Here is a 17,855-nt window from a genome sequence, read left to right on the forward strand (position 1 = left end):
TGCAGGCGGTCTAGACTGCGCCATCACCCGATCTGCGCATCCGACCGCACCGTGCCGCCACTGCCCTCCCCGACGCCGGATGCCTTGCTGACAGCACTGGCGGCCGCGCCGTCGCCGCTGGCACTGCTGGCCGGCGACGGCCGCCTGCACTGGTGCAATGCGGCGTTCGCGCGCCTGTTCACGCCGCCGGCCGCGGCGGGGGCGGCGCTGGCGCAGTGGCTCGGCGACGCGGCCCTGCAGCGGCTGACGGCCGGCGACCCGGTGGCGCTGGCGGACCCGGGCGCTGCCTGGCAGCTGCGGCTGGCCGATGCCGGTGCCGAGCCAGCTGCGGAAGGCCTGCGGGCCCTCTCCGCCGAGCCCGCGGCGCCGGCTGCCGGCCAGCCCGGCGACACCGAGGCCGCCACGCTGCGCGCGCAGATCGCCGCGCTGCAGGAGCGTCTCGAGCTGGTGCAGGAGTTCGGCCGCATCGGCGTCTTCGAGCGCGACCCGGTCACGATGCGGGGACGCTGGGACGCGCACATGTACCGCATCTGGGGCCTGCCCGAGCCGCCGGCCGGCGCGCCATCGCCGCCCTATGGCGTGACGGCGTCGATGATCTTCGACACCGACCGCCGCGACGGCGCCTTCAGCGACACGCTGCGGCGCCCGGGCCCGCACAGCCAGCGCGTGCGCATCCGCCGCCCCGACGGGCAGGTGCGGCACGTGCACACGCAGTGGAAGGTGTTCCACGACGCCGCCGGGCAGCCGCAGCGCGTGCTGGGCGTGAACATCGACGACACCGAGGTGCACGAGCTGGCCAACCGCGCCGAGCAGCTGCGCACCGAGCTGCAGGTGGCGCTGGACCTGGGGCACATCGCGCTGTGGCGCTTCGACCTCGTCACCGAACGGCTGGTGCTCGACGCGCGCGGCTGCGAGATCATCGGCCTGCCCTGGCGCCCCGAGGGCTTCACGCTCGAAGAGGCGCGCGCCCGCATCCACCCCGACGACCGCCCGCAGGCCGACGCCTCGGCGCGGCTGACGCTGCGCACCGGCGCGCCCAGCGACATGCAGCTGCGCTACGAGCATCCTGGCGGGCTGCGCCAGGTGCTGCTGCGGCGCGCGCTGCAGCGCAGCGCCGACGGCACGCCGGTGGGCTTCGTCGGCGTGATGCTCGACGTGACGGCCCAGGTGGAAGGCAGCCGCCGCGCGCTGGACGCCGCGCGCCGGCTGGAGGCGGCGGCCGAGGCCGCGCGCATCGGGCTGTGGACCACCGAGCCCGGCAGCGCGCTCCCGCGCTGGAACGCCCGCATGTTCGCGCTGTTCGGCCTGGACCCGGCGCAAGGCCCGCTGCGCCTGACCGACTGGCTCGACCGCTGCGTGCATGCCGACGACCTGGCCCGCGTGCGCGCGCAGGCTCTGGACTGGTGGCACCGCGGCGACGGCTCGCTGGAGTGCGAGTTCCGCGTCGTGCGGCCCGCCGACGGCGCGCTGCGCTGGCTGGTGGTGCGCGGCGTCATCACGCGCCAGGGCGACCCGCCGCTGCGCCGCGCCGAAGGCGTGGTGCTCGACATCACCGAGCAGCAGCAGACGCTGCGCCAGCTGCGCGACACCGTCGAGCGCATGACGCTCACGACACGCGCGCTCGGTCTGGGCAGCTGGGAGATGGACAACAGCGGCGACACCGCGATCTGGGATGCGCAGATGTTCCGCCTGCGCGGCATCACGTCGGAACGCCGCCGCGTCACGCCCGAGGAAGCCATCGCCTGCCTGCACCCCGACGACCGCGACGCGGTGGTGGCCTGGCACCGCACGCGCGTGCACAACGGCCAGTCGTGGCAGACCAGCTTCCGCGTCGTGCTGCCCGACGGGCGCGAGCGCTGGATCACCTCGTTCTCGGCGCCGCTGCTCGACGCCCAGGGCCGCGAGGAGCGGCGCATCGGCGTCAACTGGGACAGCACCGAGTCGCACGTGGCGGCGCAGGCGCTCCAGGAGCGGGCGCTGGCGGTGGCCGAGAGCCAGGCCAAGTCGCAGGCGATGTCGCGCATCAGCCACGAGCTGCGCACGCCGCTGAACGCGGTGCTCGGCTTCACGCAGCTGCTGCGCGGCAGCGGCGACGACAGCGCCGAGGCCCGCGAACGCCGCCAGCGCTGGCTGGCGCACATCGACGACGCCGGGCGCCACCTGCTGGCGCTGATCGACGACGTGCTGGAACTCTCGCGCGCCGAGGCCGGCGTGCTGCGCCTGGCGCAGCAGACGCTGGCCTGCGCCGACTTCGTGCCCGCGACGCTGCCGCTGGTGGCCGCCGAGGCGCAGCTGCGCCAGGTGCAGCTGCACAGCGGCGCCCTGCCCGGCCGCGTGCTGGCCGACCCGGTGCGGCTGCGCCAGGTGCTGATCAACCTGCTCACCAACGCCATCAAGTTCAACCGCCCCGGCGGCCTGGTGCGCGTGCACAGCACGCTGCAGGGCGCGATGGTCGCGCTGCACGTGGCCGACACCGGCATCGGCATCGCGCCGCAGCAACTGGAGGACGCCTTCGAGCCCTTCAACCGCCTGGGTGCCGAACACGGCGACGTGGAAGGCAGCGGCATCGGACTGGCGATCGTGAAGGTGCTGGTCGAGCACATGGGCGGGCAGGTGCAGGCGCGCAGCACGCCCGGCGAGGGCAGCGTGTTCAGCGTGCTGCTGCCGGCGGCCGACGGCGGCGCGGCCGCCGCCGCCGGCACGGCCGATGCCACGGAGCACGCCGCCACGCCACCCGCGGCGCACGCGGCTGCGGCCGCGGCCGCCGCCGCGCAGCGCGCGCAGCTGCTCTACATCGAGGACAACCCGGTGAACGCCCTGCTGGTGCAGGAACTGCTGGCCGCGCGGCCGGGCGTGGCGCTGGAGATCGCCACCGACGGCGCCAGCGGCGTCGCCCGCGCGCAGGCACTGCAGCCCACGCTGATCCTGGTGGACATGCAGCTGCCCGACATGGACGGCCATGCGGTGCTGCAGGCACTGCGCGCCGACCCGCGCACGGCGGACATCCGCTGCGTCGTGCTGTCGGCCAACGCCACGCCGGCCGACGTCGCCGCCGCGCGCGCCGCAGGCTTCGTCGACTACTGGACCAAGCCGATCGAGTTCACGCACTTCCTGGACAGCCTGGGCACGCTGCTGGGCCGGCGCCTGTAGCGCCGCGGCGCCACAGCCGGGTGCGCACCCGGGTTGCCCCGGGGACCGCCGACGGCCGATCGGCCGCAGACTCTGTATACAGAGTACAGACCATGCCCGCCACCCTGCACCGCCTGGAAACCGCGCCCGATCTCGTCGACCAGGCGTACCAGGCGCTGCTGGCGGCCATCAGCAGCGGCGCGCTGGCGCCGGGCGAGCGCATCACGCAGGAAGACCTGGCGGCGCGGCTGGCGGTGTCGCGCCAGCCGGTGCTGCAGGCGCTGCGGCTGCTGAAGAAGGAAGGGCTGGTCGAAGACGCGCCGGGCCGCGGTCTGCGCGTGGCGCTGCTGGACAGCGCGGCGCTGGTGCACACCTACCAGGTGCGCGGTGCGCTCGACGCCCTGGCCGCGCGGCTGGCCGCCGAGCGCCGCGCGGCGCTGCCGCCGGCACTGCTGCGCGACGGCCGCCGCGCCAGCACGGGCAGCGACGTGGCCGCGCTGCTGGAAGCCGACGTCGCCTTCCACCGTGCGCTCTATGCGGCCAGCGGCAACCCGTTCATCGCGCGCAGCGCCGAGACGCACTGGGCCCACATCCGGCGCGCGATGGGCGCCGTGCTGCAGAGCTCGCGCGCGCGCCGCCCGGTGTGGGACGAACACGACGCCATCGCCACCGCCGTGGCGCGTGGCGACCCCGACGCCGCCGCGGCCGCCGCGGCCACCCACGCCAGCAGCGCCAGCAACCACCTGGCCGAGCGGCTGGCACCCACCCCGCCGCCCCCCGCACATTCCCAAGGAGACAGCGCATGAAACTCACCCCGGAGCAGCTGCAGCGGTTCGACCGCGACGGCTACCTCTTCTTCCCCGGGCTGTTCACGCCCGAGGAGACCGCCACGCTGAACGCCGCCGTGCCGGCGCTGTACGCGCGCCGCGAGGCCTACAACGTGCGCGAGAAGGGCAGCGACGCGGTGCGCACCAACTTCGCCGCGCACCTCTACAGCGAGCCCTTCGCGAAGCTGGCGCGGCACCCGCGCATGGTCGAGCCGGTGATGGACCTCTTCGGCGAAGAGCTCTACATGCACCAGTTCAAGATCAACGGCAAGATGGCCTTCGAGGGCGACGTCTGGCAGTGGCACCAGGACTACGGCACCTGGAAGAACGACGACCTGATGCCGACCGAGCGTGCCATGAACGTCGCCATCTTCCTGGACGACGTGAACCCGTACAACGGGCCGCTGATGTTCATCCCGGGCAGCCACAGGAAGGGCGTGGTCGACGCGAAGCACGACCTCACCACCACCAGCTATCCGCTGTGGACGGTGGACAACGCGCTGATCGCGCAGCTGGTCGAACGTGCGGGCGGCAAGCAAGGCGGCATCGTCTCCCCCACCGGCCCCGCGGGTTCGATGATCCTGTTCCATTCCTGCCTGGTGCACGCCAGCAGCGCCAACCTCAGCCCCTGGAACCGCGTCAGCGTCTACCTGAGCCTGTGCGCGGTCAGCAACCACATCCGCCGCTTCAAGCGGCCCGAGTACATCGCGCACCGCGACTTCACGCCCATCCGCTGCCTGCCCGACGACTGCCTGACGCGCCCCTGCCCGGTCGACCTGCCCTGGGCCGGCGGCATGCCGGGCAGCGCGCTCGCGACCTCGATGGACGTGATCGACCAGCCCCGGGAGGCCGCATGAAGAGCAGCCTGCACCGCCAGCTGCAGCAGCGCGCCGCCGAGGGCCGGCCGATCCGCGTCGGCCTCATCGGCGCCGGCAAGTTCGGCAGCATGTACCTGGCGCAGATCCCGCGCACGCCGGGCGTGCACCTGCTGGGCATCGCCGACCTCAGCCCCGAGGCCGCCTGCCGCAACCTCGAACGCGTGGGCTGGGAGCCGCAGCGCGTGCAGGCGGCCAGCCTCGACGCCGCGCTGCGCGACGGCAACACCCACGTGGGCGAGGACTGGCGCGCGCTGGTGCGCCACCCGGCCATCGACGTCATCGTGGAATGCACCGGCTCGCCGGTGGCCGCGGTCGACCACTGCCTGGAGGCCTTCGCGCACGGCAAGCACGTCGTCAACGTCACGGTCGAGGCCGACGCCTTCTGCGGCCCGCTGCTGGCGCGCAAGGCCGAGGCCGCGGGCGTCGTGTATTCGCTGGCCTTCGGCGACCAGCCGGCGCTGATCTGCGACCTGGTGGACTGGGCCCGCACCTGCGGCTTCCCGGTGGTGGCCGCCGGCCGCGGCCACAAGTGGCTTCCGCACTTCGCGCAGAGCACGCCCGACACCGTGTGGGGCTACTACGGCCTGAGCCCCGAGCAGGCCAGTCGCGGCGGCCTGAACCCGAAGATGTTCAACAGCTTCCTCGACGGCAGCAAGCCCAGCATCGAGAGCACGGCGGTGGCCAACGCCACCGGGCTGGCGGTGCCCAGCAACGGCCTGCTGTACCCGCCGGCGAGCGTGGAGGACATCCCGTTCGTCACGCGCCCCATCAGCGAAGGCGGCGTGCTCGAACACAAGGGCATGGTCGAGGTGATCTCCAGCCTGGAAGCCAACGGCCGCAAGATCCCCTACGACATCCGCATGGGCGTGTGGGTCACGGTCGAAGGCGAGACCGACTACATCCGCAACTGCTTCGAGGAGTACAACGCCCACACCGACCCCACGGGCCGCTACTTCACGCTGTACAAGCGCTGGCACCTGATCGGGCTGGAGGTGGGCTACTCGGTGGCCAGCATCGCGCTGCGCGGCGAGGCCAACGGCGCGGCCACCTGCTGGCATGCCGACGTCGTGGCCACCGCCAAGCGCGACCTGGCGCCGGGCGAGGTGCTCGACGGCGAAGGCGGCTACACCGTCTGGGGCAAGCTGCTGCCGGCCGCCACCTCGCGGCGCATCGGCGGCCTGCCGCTGGGCCTGGCGCACAACGTGAAGCTGCTGCGGCCGGTGCGGCAGGGCCAGAGCCTCAGCTGGGACGACGTGGCGATGGACACCACCACGCACGCCTACCGCGTGCGGCGCGAGATGGAAGCCATGTTCGCCCCCTGAGCCGCATCCGACGGGCCCGGCGCGCGTCAGACCGGCGCGCGCCGCAGGTCCACGCAACGCAGCGGCACGGCGTCGTCCCAGTTGCGCAGCACCAGCCGGTAGTGCGCCGGTCGCAGGCGGTCGATGCGGAAGCGGCCCTGCACGTCCACCGACACCAGCCGGCTGGGTGCGCCAGGCCGGTCGCTGCGCGCGAGTTCGATCGCCACCGCGTCGTGGCGCCCGGCGACGCGCCCTTCCAGCACGGCGCCCCCGGGCTGCTGTCGCAGTTCCAGCGCGACCGTGTAGCCGGCGCGCCGGCACTGCCAGCGCGGTGGCTGCGGCACCGCACGGTCGGACAGGCGCTGCAGCAGGCGGCGCAGCAGGAGGGTGTCGGCGGGCTGGGGGCTCATGGGCAGCATCGGTGGGCCCCACACCGAGGCCGCAGCCCGGCCGCTGATACACCGGGGCCGGCGGCGCGCCCGCCTCGCGTCGGCCATGACATGGGTGTCTCCTGTCCTTTAACTGTGCTCTTTGCACATTTCAACAGGAAACAACCGGAAGGGCAAGCCGGGTTCCGCTCAGCGCCTGCGCTCGCGTTCGCGCTGGCGCAGCACGTCGATCATCACGCTGAAGGTGCGGGCGAGCTGGCCGATCTCGTCGCGGCGCCGCACCTCCACGCGGGCGCCGTCGAAGTCGCCGGCCTTCAGCGCATCGGCGGCCTGCGTCAGGCTGCGGATGGGCTGCACGATGCCGCGCGCGAAGCGCAGCGCCAGGCCGGCGAACAGCAGGCCCACCAGGCCCACGCTCCACAGCAGGTGCTGGTACAGCAGCGCCAGCGGTGCCTCGAACGCGGTGCGCGACTGGCTCACGCCCACCACCCATTCGTGTGCGGTCACGGGCGCGTAGCCGGCGATCTGCGGTTGCCGGTCCAGCGCCGAGACGTAGCTGACGCTGCCGGTGGTCTGCGCGTTGCGCATCGCGGCCGCCAGCGCCGTCTCGCCGATGCTGGCGATGCTGTCGCGGCCGAAGCGGCGCTCGGCGCGCAACGCCGCCTGCCGGGCCGCCGGCAGCGGCTCCAGGCTCTGGAACACCAGGTCTTCGTGCAGGTGGTGCAGCAGCACGCCGTCACGGTCGACGAGAAAGGGCGTCAGCGCCGAGTCGTGGCGCACCTCGTCGAGGATCGCCACCACCGAGCTGCCGCGCATGTGCAGCACCAGCACGCCCGGCACGCTGCCGTCGGGCGCGGCCACCGGCTCGGCCACCACGAGCACCGGCAGCCACGCCCCGGGCGGCAGCAGCAGGCCGCTGACCTGCGTGCGGCCCTGCAGCGCCTCGACGAAGTAGCGCTCTGCGGCGACGTCGCCCTGCGCCGCGTCGTCGCTGGCGGCCACGGGCCGGCCTGCGGCGTCGACCAGCACGATGCGCTGCACGTCGGGGTTGGCCTGCACCAGCCGCGCGAGCTTGGGCTGCAGCGCTGCGGCCGTGCCACCTGCCGCGGGCCCGGCGAACGCGGCAGCGAAGTCGGCGTCGCTGGCGAGGCCGCGCGCCAGGTGGCGGCTGCTGGTGATGAACTGCGACAGGCGGCCCGCGGTGCCGTGCGCCACCTGCTCCACGTTGCGCAGCTCGGCCGCGGTCACGGCCTCGGTGCTGCCGCGCAGGTTGTAGGCCGCCGTCACCAGCATCGGCAGCAGCGCGGTGGCGAGCATCGCCAGCGTCATCTTCAGCGCCAGCGGCCACTGCGGCGGGTGCAGCACGGCCAGCAGCGCGCGCTGGCCGCGCAAGGCCCAGCGCACGTGCAGCGGCGCATGGGCGTCGCCGTCGATGACGGTGTCGCCCTTCTTCAGCGCATCCTGCAGGTTCAGGCTGGCCAGGTGGTCGGCAAAGAGCGCGCGGCGGAAGTCGACGATGTCCTGCGGCCGCTGCGCGGGGTCGGTGGCGAGCCCGGCGTCGATGGCGCGCAGGAAGGCCTCGCCGTAGCCGGTGCCCGGCGTCTGCGCCGCCGGCCGGTACGACGACGGGTTCACCGCGCGCAGTTCGGCGTCGGGCGGCTTGGCCCCGGTGACGCACCAGTACAGCGTGGCCGCCAGCGCGTAGACGTCGGTCCAGGGCCCCTGCCGGCCCAGGCCGTACTGCTCGATGGGCGCATAGCCCGGCGTCACCACCACCGCCGACTGGTCGGCCACCGCCACCACCTGCCCGGCGGAGCCGAAGTCCAGCAGCACCAGCCGGCCGTCGTCGGCGCGCACCTGGATGTTGTCGGGCTTGATGTCGCGGTGCAGCACGCCGGCGGCGTGGACCACGGCCAGGCCCTCGCACAGCGGCAGCAGCAGCTCGACCAGCCCCTTCTCGCCGATGTCGCGGTGCTGCGGCCACCAGGTCTTCAGCGGCTCGCCGCGTTCGTACTCCAGCACCATGTAGGCGGTGCGGTGGGCCTCGAAGAAACGCGCCACGCGCACCAGCGCCGGGTGGCGGAAGCTGGCCAGCGTGCGCGCCTCGGCCAGGAAGCTGTCCATGCCGGCGCGGTAGCGGTCGCGGTGGCGGCTGGCGTTGGGGCTGACGCTGCGGTCGCCGGCGCGGAAGGCGATCTCCTCCGGCAGGTATTCCTTGATCGCCACGCGCGCGTGCAGGTTGACGTCGGTGGCGAGGTAGGTGATGCCGAACCCGCCCTGGCCGAGCACGCGGTCGATGCGGTATTCGTGCAGCCGGAAGCCCGCCGGCAGCGCCAGCGGCGGGGCCTGGGGCAGCGGCCTGTCGGGCCGGGGCGGCGGAGCCGCGGCCTGCAGCACGGTGGCGTCGGGGTCGCTGGCAGGGTCGCCGGCAGGACCGGTGCGCGGCACCGGCCCGGGCAGCAGCCGCGTGCGGATGATGACGGTGGCGTCGGGATCGCGGTCGCGGTGGACGGCGGAGCCAGGTGCCGCCGCCAGCCGCGGCCGCCGCTGCGGTCCGGTGCGGCCGGGCCGCACGACGGTGGCGTCGGGGTCATCGGCCGGGTGGCGTTGGGGGTCAGGGGTCGGGGCCTGCGTCACCGGTGCAGTGTCGGGGTCGACGCGGCGAATGTCCATGCGGGCTGCCCGGCAGGCTGTCCGTCAGGCCCGACGCTCGCCACAATCGTCGCCATCCCATCCCGGAGGACCCCATGGCCGCACACGCTTACGCCCAGACGCTGAAGACCTTCCACACCGCCAGCGGCAAGCCGGGCCGCTTCTACTCGCTGCCCGCGCTGGCACGCACGCACCCGGGCGTGCGGCGCCTGCCGGTGAGCCTGCGCATCGTGCTGGAAAGCGTGCTGCGCAACTGCGACGGCAAGAAGGTCACGCCCGCGCACGTGGCAGAGCTGGCGCAGTGGCAACCCAACGCCGAGCGCACGGCCGAGATCCCGTTCGTCGTGGCACGCGTGGTGCTGCAGGACTTCACCGGCGTGCCGCTGCTGGCCGACCTGGCCGCGATGCGCAACGTGGCACAGCAGCTCGGCCACGACCCGAAGCGCATCGAGCCGCTGGTGCCGGTGGACCTGGTGGTGGACCACAGCGTGATGATCGACCACTACGGCACGAAGAAGTCGCTCGACCTGAACATGCGGCTGGAATTCCAGCGCAACCAGGAGCGCTACCAGTTCATGAAGTGGGGCATGGACGCCTTCGACACGTTCGGCGTCGTGCCGCCGGGCTTCGGCATCGTGCACCAGGTGAACCTGGAGTACCTGGCGCGCGGCGTGCACCGCGCCGGCCGCGGTGCCGAGGCCGTGCACTACCCCGACACGCTGGTCGGCACCGACAGCCACACCACCATGATCAACGGCATCGGCGTCGTCGGCTGGGGTGTGGGCGGCATCGAGGCCGAGGCCGGCATGCTGGGCCAGCCGGTGTACTTCCTGACGCCCGACGTGGTGGGCTTCGAGCTCACCGGCCGCCTGCGCGAAGGCGTGACGGCCACCGACCTGGTGCTCACCGTCACCGAGATCCTGCGCAGCCACAAGGTGGTGGGCAAGTTCGTCGAGTTCTGCGGCGAAGGCACGCGCACGCTGGCGCTGCCCGACCGCGCCACCATCGCCAACATGGCGCCCGAGTACGGCGCGACGATGGGCTTCTTCCCGGTCGACGAGAAGACCATCGAGTACTTCCGCGGCACCGGCCGCAGCAAGGCCGAGATCGAGGCCTTCGAGGCCTATTTCCGCGCGCAGCAGCTGTTCGGCGTGCCACGGGCGGCCGACATCGACTACTCGCAGGTGATCCGGCTCGACCTGTCCACCGTGACGCCCAGCCTGGCGGGCCCGAAACGGCCGCAGGACCGCATCGAGCTCGGCCAGGTGAAGGCCCGCTTCGGCGAGCTCTTCAGCGCCGGACCGGCCGCCAACGGCTTCGGCCAGCCGGCCGAGCGGCTGGGCGCGGTCGTCACCACCAGCGACGGCCTGGCGCTGCGCAACGGCGACGTGCTGATCGCCGCCATCACCAGCTGCACCAACACCAGCAACCCGGGCGTGCTGCTGGCCGCCGGCCTGCTGGCCAAGAAGGCGGTCGAGGCCGGGTTGAAGGTGAAGAAGCACGTGAAGACCAGCCTGGCGCCGGGCTCGCGCATCGTCACCGAGTACCTGCAGAAGGCCGGCCTGCTGCCCTACCTGGAACAGCTCGGCTTCCACGTCGCGGCCTACGGCTGCACCACCTGCATCGGCAACGCCGGCGACCTGACGCCCGAGATCAACGCCGCCATCACCGGCCATGACCTCGTGGCCGCGGCCGTGCTGTCGGGCAACCGCAACTTCGAGGCGCGCATCCACCCGAACCTGAAGGCCAACTTCCTGGCCAGCCCGCCGCTGGTGGTGGCCTACGCGATCGCCGGCAACGTGCAGCGCGACCTGATGACAGAGCCGCTGGGCCGCGGCCACGGCGGCCGCGAGGTCTACCTGGGCGACGTCTGGCCGAGCAGCGACGAGATCCACGCGCTGATGCGCCACGCGATGAACGGCCGCGCCTTCCGCGCCAACTACGCCCAGGTGAAGACGGCGCCCGGCGCGCTGTGGAAGAAGATCCCGGGCGTGGCCGCGGGCGCCGGCAGCACGGTCTACACCTGGCCCAAGAGCACCTACATCGCCGAGCCGCCCTTCTTCGCCGGCTTCACGATGCAGCCGCCGCCGCTGGTGCCGGGCGTGCAGGGCGCGCGCATCATGGGCCTGTTCGGCGACAGCATCACCACCGACCACATCAGCCCCGCCGGCAGCTTCGCCGAGACCACGCCCGCGGGCCGCTACCTGCTGGCGCAGAACGTCCAGAAGGCCGACTTCAACAGCTACGGCGCACGCCGCGGCAACCACGAGGTGATGATGCGCGGCACCTTCGCCAACGTGCGCATCAAGAACCTGATGCTGCCGCCGCGGGCCGACGGCGCCCGCGTGGAAGGCGGCTTCACGCTCCACCAGCCGAGCGGCGAGCAGCTGCCCATCTACGACGCCGCAATGCGCTACCAGGCCGCCGGCGTGCCCACCGTGGTGTTCGCGGGCGAGGAATACGGCACCGGCAGCTCGCGCGACTGGGCGGCCAAGGGCACGGCGCTGCTGGGCATCCGCGCGGTGGTGGCACGCAGCTTCGAGCGCATCCACCGCAGCAACCTGATTGGCATGGGCGTGCTGCCGCTGCAGTTCCGCGGCAGCGACAGCTGGCAGAGCCTGGGCCTGCGTGGCGACGAGACGGTGGACGTGGTGCTGGCCGACGACCTGAGGCCGCTGTCGGACGCCACGCTGGTGCTCACCAACGCCGACGGCAGCCGCCGCACGCTGACCGTGACGCTGCGCATCGACACGCCGATCGAGGTCGACTACTACCGCCACGGCGGCATCCTGCCGTTCGTGCTGCGGCAGTTGCTGGCGGCCTGAAGCCGCCAGCGCCACCTGGCCCGCCGGTTGCTTGGCGTCGGGCGGGTGCGGGCGCCGCACCAGGTCAGGGTTAGAACTGATTTGACAGCGCCCTGCCGATGCCCGGAGCATCGCGCACCGTTGGGACCTCTGTTGGAACGTTAGACACGTCTGCAGGGCACGACATCCACGACACCGGAGCGCGCGCATGGCCGATTGGCACACCGACATGCTGGAGCCCTTGAGCGCCGCCGCGCGACCCGAGGAGTGTTTTGCGCAGATCAGCGCTCGCGCCGCGGCCCTGGGCTTCGAGTACTGCACGCACGGCATGCGCATCCCGCTGCCGATCACGCGGCCGCGCACCAGCATGCACAGCAACTACCCGCCAGCCTGGCTGCAGCGCTACAACGACCAGGGTTACATGGAGATCGACCCCACGGTGGCGCACGGCATGCGCTCGTCGGCGCCGGTGATCTGGAACGACGCCTTCTTCGCGGCGGTGCCGCACCTGTGGCAGGAGGCGCAGAGCCACGGCCTGCGCCACGGCTGGGCACAGTCGCGCCGCGACCCCGAAGGCACCTACAGCCTGCTGGTGCTGGCGCGCAGCGAAGGCGCGCTCGACCCGCGCGAGCTGGAACAGCTGCAGCCGCGCATGCAGTGGCTGGTGCACGCCAGCCACGAGGCGATGAAGGCCAGCGGCAACGAAGCCGCCAGCCAGCCGCTGCCGGTGGAGCTGTCCGACCGCGAGATCGACGTGCTGCGCTGGACCGCCGAGGGCAAGACCTCGGCCGAGATCGCCGAGATCCTGAACATCTCCGAGCGCACCGTGAACTTCCACGTCAACAGCGTGGTGGCCAAGCTCGGGGCCTGCAACAAGACCAGCGCCGCGGTGCGCGCGGCGATGCTCGGGCTGCTGTGGTGAACGCGCCTCAGTCGGGCGGCAGGCGCAGCGTGAGGTGCAGGTGCTCGGCGATGGTGCGTTCCCAGCGCACATGGGTCAGCAGACGCGCGATGCACAGCCGCGTGCAGTCCGTGCCCATGTCGGCGCCGCCGTCGTCCACCACCATCAGGTTGGTGCGCAGCGTCGCCCACTGCCCCAGCAGCTGGCCGGTGGCGGGTTCGTAGGCCCAGTCCCAGCCGAACGACAGCGCCTGGCCCGGCAGCGCGCCCGGCACGCTCCACTCGGTGAAGCCGCCCAGGGCGGAGCCAGCCGCGCCGGGCTCGATCTCGGAGTACAGGTGCTGCGGCAGCATCTGCTGCAGCTCGTCGATGCGCAGCCGCACGTAGGTGTCAAACATGCCCGTTTCCTTGGCGCCCGGCCGCGGTTCGGCCCGGCACACGCTGGTCTGTGCGTATTGTGATGATCCCGGCGGCCGTGCCGGCACCGCGGTCGGGGGGGCGACGCCGCGATGTCACGCCCAGCTCGCGGCGAAAGTGGACACCAACTGCAGCCGCGCGCCCGGGTGCAACGGGCGCACCGCGCCCTCGGGCAGCGGCAGCGGCTCGCCGTGCACGAAGACCTGCACGATCTGCCGCCGCCGGCCGTCGGCCAGGAACAGGTGCGGCTGCAGCGACGGGTGCCGCTGCACCAGCGCGCGCAGCGCGCCGTCGACGTCCTCGGCCTCCACCGTGACCTCGCGCGCCTGCTGCGCGAAGCGGCGCAGCACCAGCGGCAGTTCCACCGTGACCGTCACGGCCGCCTCCGTCAGTGCAGCGCGGCACCGCCGTGCAGCCCGGGGGCTGCCGTGGCTGCCGCATCCACGGCACCGGCCACCAGCGACTGCGCCTCGGCCGCGATCCACTGCGCGTGCGCCATCGCCACCAGGCTGTGCAGCGCCTGCGCGCCGTCGCAGCGCGGCGGGCGCACCGGCGCGGTCTGGCCTTCGGCGGCGGTCTCGAAGGCGGCCAGCGCCCGGATCGACACGTCGCTGACGCGGATCACGAAGGCCAGCACCGGCTGCCCGCCGATGATGTCCGGCGGCCCCAGGCGCTGGCACTCGACGCCGGCGCGCAGCAGCAGGCGCTCGACCGGCGGCGTCGACACCGCCAGCAGGTGCGTCACGCCGCGGGCATGGCAGAAGCGCAGCGCCTGCAGCAGCACGCGTTCGGCCATGTAGTCGGCGCGGGTCAGCGGCTGGCCGCCGTCGACGTCCATCGCGGCGAAGCGCGACAGCTCCCACACCTGTTCATGGCGCGGGATCGGCAGGCCGTTGAAGAGCTGCGGGAAGACGCTCTCCAGCAGGTAGGCGCCGGTGGTGGGCAGCAGCCGGCCGCAGCCGACGATCTGGCCCTGCGGCGAGCGCGCCACGATGTGCACCGTGCCGGCGTGGTCGAACTGGTCCTGTTCGTAGCCCGGCGCCGCAGGCAGCTCCCAGCCCAGGCGCTCGACGAACACCTGGTAGCGGTAGCGGGCCAGCGAGTCCACCAGCGGTTGGGGCAGTTCACCAGCCTGGGCGCACAGGAAGTTCATTGCAGGTCCTCCGTCCGGGTTGTCGCGTCGTCGATGGGATGCAATGTCGTCGGACGCCCCCCGAGCCTCAACTGTCAATGTCTGCAATGACACCGGCAGCCCCGCTGCCTAGACTGCCTGCCATGCCGGACATGGGGTCCGGAACAGGAGCAGACGATGAACCGCACACTCTGGCCGGCATGCCTGCTGGCGCTCTTCACCGGACACGCCGCCGCGGCGACCAGCGCCGAGTTCACCGTGGTCGGCGCCCGCAGCGACCAGGGCGTGCTGCGCGCGATGCTGTGCGCGCCTGGCGAGCGCTTCCCGAACGGCTGCAAGCTGGCGCAGGCGGTGCCGGCCAAGGCCCAGGGCAGCAGCTTCGTGTTCAAGGACCTGCCGAACGGGCGCTACGCCTTCGCGGTGTTCCACGACGAGGACAACAACGGCCGCCTGGGCCTGAGCAGCATCAGCAACAGCACCGAGGCCATCGGCTTCAGCAACAACGCCAACGGCCCCGGCGGCGTGCCGCTGTTCAACATCGCCGCGGTGGACGTGCAGGGGCCGGTGAAGCACGTGGTGAAGCTGCGCACGATGCGGCGCTGAGGTGCCGAGGCGCCGCCGGAGCGCCGGCCCGGGCGCGGTCAGCGCCGCGTCCGCTCGGCGGCGATCCAGCGGTCGACCAGCTGCTCCAGCACCGTCAGCGGCACCGCACCCTGGTCCAGCACCACGGTGTGGAAGCGGCGGATGTCGAAGCGGTCGCCGAGCGCGGCACGCGCCCGGTCGCGCAGTTCGATGATCTTCAGCTGGCCGATCATGTAGCCCAGCGCCTGGCCGGGCCAGCTGGTGTAGCGATCGACCTCGCTCTCGATCAGGCCGCGGTCCTCGCCGCTGTTGTCCAGCATGTAGTCGATGGCCTGCGCGCGGCTCCAGCCCAGGTGGTGCAGGCCGGTGTCGACCACCAGGCGGGCTGCGCGCACCATCTGCCACTGCAGGTGGCCGAACAGGCTGGCCGGGTCCTTGTACAGGCCGAGCTGCGACCCCAGCGTCTCGGCGTACAGCGCCCAGCCCTCGCCGTAGGCCACGTACCAGTTGCTGCGCCGGAAGCGCGGCAGCGTGCCCAGCTCGAGCGCGCGCGCGTTCTGCAGGTGGTGGCCGGGCACGGCCTCGTGCGCGACCAGGGTCTCCATGCTCCAGGTGGGCCGGGTCCTGTAGCCCAGCGCGTTGGCGTTGAACCAGCCGGCGCGGCTGCCGTCGAGCGCCGGCGCTTCGTAGCTCTCGGCGGCGTCGGGGCCCATGAACGCGGGCATGGCGCGCACGCCCCAGGGCGCGCGCGGCAGCACCTCGAAGAGCCTGGGCAGTTCGGGGTCGAGCCGCTTGCCGATGTCGCGGTAGGCCGCCAGCAGGGCTTCACCGCTGGGGTGGAAGTACTTCGGGTCGGTGTTCAGGTGGCGCGCGAAGCTGGCGAAGTCGCCCTGCCAGCCCATCGTGCGCATCACCTGCGCGATCTCGCCGCGCAGGCGCGCCACCTCGCGCAGGCCGATGGCATGCACCGCGTCGGGCGTCAGGTCGGTGGTGGTGGTGCTGCGCACCACCGCCGCGTACACCGCGGCGCCGCCCGGGTAGTGCACCAGGTTGCCGGCCGCCGGGGCCTGCGCGGCGTAGGGACCGGCGATGAAGTCGCGCAGCCGGCGCTGGGCGGGCAGCACCTGCTGCTGCACCAGCGCCAGGCCGCGCGCGCGCAGCGCGTCGCGCTCGGCCGCCGGGATGTCCTCGCCGAGCCGGCCGAAGGGCTCCATGAACGGACTGCCGTCCAGCGGCTGTGCCAGCTGGTGGTCGATGCTCGCCAGCACCCGCTGCAGCACCGGCTGCGGCGCCACCCAGCCCAGCGACTGGCCTTCGCGCAGCCGCGCCAGTTCCTGGTCCACCCGCCGCGGGTAGGCCGCCAGCCGCCGCAGCAGTTGCTCCACCTGCAGCGGCGTGCGCACCGGCACCACCTGCAGCAGCTCGGCGAAGTCGGTGTGGAAGCCGCCCTGCGCGCCCAGGCTCAGCCGCTGGTAGCCGCGCAGCGGCTCGAAGGCCAGCTCTTCGCGCAGCCCGTGCACGAACAGGTCGAGCGAGGTGCGGTCGGTGGCCGACAGGTGCCGGCGGTCGAAGGCCAGCGCGGTGCGCAGGCGGCGGCGCGTCTCGGCCTGGCTGCGCGCCTCCTGCTCGGGGCTGGCGTCGAACAGGCGGTCGCCGAAGCGGTGGTCGCCGACCATCGTGGCCCACTCGGGGAAGCGGCGCATGTCGGCGTCCCACGTGGCGTCGAAGAAGGCGTGCAGGCGGGCGGCCGTGCTCGGCGGCGCCGCAGTGGCCGTGGCCGCGGCCAGCAGCGGCAGCAGCGCGGCCAGGCCGTGCAACAGGAACGAACGCAGGAAGGACCAGATCGACGTGCGGGCCATGCGACAAGGGACGAGGCGGCGGGAGCGCGATTCTGCGCTGCCGCCGGCCGCGCCTCAGAAGCTGTGAATGAACCCGGCGCGTCCGAGCAGACTGCCCGGCGCGCCTGGATCTAGGCGCAAAGCACAGCCGTAGCTCGGGCTACGGCGCGCATTTGCAACAACGAGCCAGGCGCGTTGGGCGGGATGAGCGGGCGTGGCGGGTTTGTTCACAGCTTCTCAAGCCGCCAGCGCCACCGCCGGTGCAGGCGCCTGCACCGGGGCCTCGCCCTCGGCGATGAAGCGCCCCTTCTCCAGCACCACGCGCCGCCCCGCCACCGCGGCGGCGCGCGGATCGTGCGTGACCATCACGATGGTCTTGCCGAATTCCTGGTTCAGCACCTGCAGCGTCTGCAGGATCTCGTCGGACGCCGCCCGGTCGAGGTTGCCCGTGGGTTCGTCGCACAGGATCAGCCCGGTGTCGGCGACGATGGCGCGCGCGATCGCCACGCGCTGCTGCTGCCCGCCCGAGAGCTGCGACGGCAGCCGCTGCGCCTGCGCCGCCAGGCCCACCAGTTCCAGCGCGGTGGCCACGCGTTCGCGGCGCTGCGCGCCCGACAGCCGCGTCAGCATCAGCGGCAGCTCGACGTTGCGCGCCACGCTCAGCATCGGCAGCAGGTTGTACTGCTGGAACACGAAGCCCACTTCGGCGGCGCGCCAGCGCGACAGCGCGGCTTCGCTGGCGGCGTCGATGCGCTCGCCGCGGAAGCGCAGCTCGCCGGCGTCCACGCGGTCGATGCCGCCCAGCAGGTTCAGCAGCGTGCTCTTGCCCGAGCCCGAGGGGCCCATCACCGCCAGGAACGCGCCTTCGGCGATGTCCATGTCGAGGCGGTCGAAGATGGTCACCGTCTCGTCGCCGCGCTGGTAGCGCTTGCAGACGCCGCGCAGCGTGAACAGCGGGGCCGGGGCGGCGTTGGGCAGGGTCGTGATGGTCTGCATGTCGGGCTCC

At 72.9% G+C, this 17,855-nt stretch carries 14 protein-coding genes; 7 read left to right on the top strand and 7 right to left on the bottom strand.

Annotation, left to right across the window (positions count from 1 at the left end):
- Nucleotides 1–51 precede the first annotated feature (51 nt).
- The 4 genes from ACPOLB_RS10320 (at nt 52) to ACPOLB_RS10335 (ending at nt 6,156) form a co-directional block, all read left to right on the top strand.
- Nucleotides 52–3,150 carry a PAS domain-containing protein gene (locus ACPOLB_RS10320; RefSeq protein WP_425261265.1) on the top strand — a complete coding sequence of 1,033 codons (3,099 nt, stop codon included), beginning with the start codon at nt 52–54 and terminating at the stop codon, nt 3,148–3,150.
- Nucleotides 3,151–3,242: 92 nt separating this feature from the next.
- Nucleotides 3,243–3,935: a GntR family transcriptional regulator gene (locus tag ACPOLB_RS10325; RefSeq protein ID WP_425261266.1), complete on the top strand. Its 693-nt coding sequence runs from the start codon at nt 3,243–3,245 to the stop codon at nt 3,933–3,935.
- Nucleotides 3,932–4,813, top strand: a complete 882-nt coding sequence (locus tag ACPOLB_RS10330; protein ID WP_425261267.1) for a phytanoyl-CoA dioxygenase family protein — start codon at nt 3,932–3,934, stop codon at nt 4,811–4,813. Before ACPOLB_RS10325 ends, ACPOLB_RS10330 begins: the two co-directional genes overlap by 4 nt.
- Nucleotides 4,810–6,156: an NAD(P)H-dependent oxidoreductase gene (locus ACPOLB_RS10335; protein WP_425261268.1), complete on the top strand. Its 1,347-nt coding sequence runs from the start codon at nt 4,810–4,812 to the stop codon at nt 6,154–6,156. The genes ACPOLB_RS10330 and ACPOLB_RS10335 overlap by 4 nt, the downstream gene beginning before the upstream one ends.
- Nucleotides 6,157–6,182: 26 nt before the next feature.
- On the opposite strand, the gene ACPOLB_RS10340 is transcribed toward ACPOLB_RS10335, so the two are convergent.
- Nucleotides 6,183–6,545 (bottom strand): hypothetical protein, encoded by a 363-nt coding sequence (locus ACPOLB_RS10340; protein ID WP_425261269.1) that lies wholly within the window; start codon nt 6,543–6,545, stop codon nt 6,183–6,185.
- Between the two features lie 168 nt (nt 6,546–6,713).
- Nucleotides 6,714–9,197, bottom strand: a complete 2,484-nt coding sequence (locus tag ACPOLB_RS10345; protein WP_425261271.1) for a protein kinase domain-containing protein — start codon at nt 9,195–9,197, stop codon at nt 6,714–6,716.
- Between the two features lie 74 nt (nt 9,198–9,271).
- Here ACPOLB_RS10345 and acnA point away from each other — a divergent pair, with 74 nt between their 5' ends.
- Nucleotides 9,272–12,001: an aconitate hydratase AcnA gene (gene acnA, locus ACPOLB_RS10350; protein WP_425261272.1), complete on the top strand. Its 2,730-nt coding sequence runs from the start codon at nt 9,272–9,274 to the stop codon at nt 11,999–12,001.
- A 187-nt stretch (nt 12,002–12,188) separates the two neighbouring features.
- The gene (locus tag ACPOLB_RS10355) at nt 12,189–12,902 is read left to right on the top strand and encodes an autoinducer binding domain-containing protein (protein WP_425261274.1); all 714 of its coding nucleotides are present in this window, start codon (nt 12,189–12,191) and stop codon (nt 12,900–12,902) included.
- Between the two features lie 7 nt (nt 12,903–12,909).
- Here the strand turns inward: ACPOLB_RS10355 and ACPOLB_RS10360 are convergent, their stop codons facing one another.
- The 3 genes from ACPOLB_RS10360 to ACPOLB_RS10370 form a co-directional block, all read right to left on the bottom strand.
- Nucleotides 12,910–13,278 (bottom strand): DUF4902 domain-containing protein, encoded by a 369-nt coding sequence (locus tag ACPOLB_RS10360; protein WP_425261275.1) that lies wholly within the window; start codon nt 13,276–13,278, stop codon nt 12,910–12,912.
- A 114-nt stretch (nt 13,279–13,392) separates the two neighbouring features.
- A complete protein-coding gene (locus tag ACPOLB_RS10365; protein ID WP_425261276.1) occupies nt 13,393–13,674 on the bottom strand; it encodes a hypothetical protein in 282 nt (93 codons plus the stop codon).
- Nucleotides 13,675–13,685: 11 nt separating this feature from the next.
- Nucleotides 13,686–14,450, bottom strand: a complete 765-nt coding sequence (locus tag ACPOLB_RS10370) for an acyl-homoserine-lactone synthase (RefSeq protein WP_425261278.1) — start codon at nt 14,448–14,450, stop codon at nt 13,686–13,688.
- 156 nt (nt 14,451–14,606) lie between these two features.
- Here ACPOLB_RS10370 and ACPOLB_RS10375 point away from each other — a divergent pair, with 156 nt between their 5' ends.
- Nucleotides 14,607–15,032: a DUF2141 domain-containing protein gene (locus ACPOLB_RS10375; RefSeq protein WP_425261279.1), complete on the top strand. Its 426-nt coding sequence runs from the start codon at nt 14,607–14,609 to the stop codon at nt 15,030–15,032.
- A gap of 38 nt (nt 15,033–15,070) precedes the next feature.
- On the opposite strand, the gene ACPOLB_RS10380 is transcribed toward ACPOLB_RS10375, so the two are convergent.
- Nucleotides 15,071–16,870, bottom strand: coding sequence for a DUF885 domain-containing protein (locus tag ACPOLB_RS10380; RefSeq protein WP_425261280.1), 1,800 nt, complete (start codon nt 16,868–16,870; stop codon nt 15,071–15,073).
- 216 nt (nt 16,871–17,086) lie between these two features.
- A complete protein-coding gene (locus tag ACPOLB_RS10385; RefSeq protein ID WP_425261282.1) occupies nt 17,087–17,845 on the bottom strand; it encodes an ABC transporter ATP-binding protein in 759 nt (252 codons plus the stop codon).
- Nucleotides 17,846–17,855: the final 10 nt, after the last annotated feature.

Source organism: Rubrivivax soli, assembly GCF_049810355.1.
Classification (GTDB): Bacteria; Pseudomonadota; Gammaproteobacteria; order Burkholderiales; family Burkholderiaceae_C; genus Rubrivivax.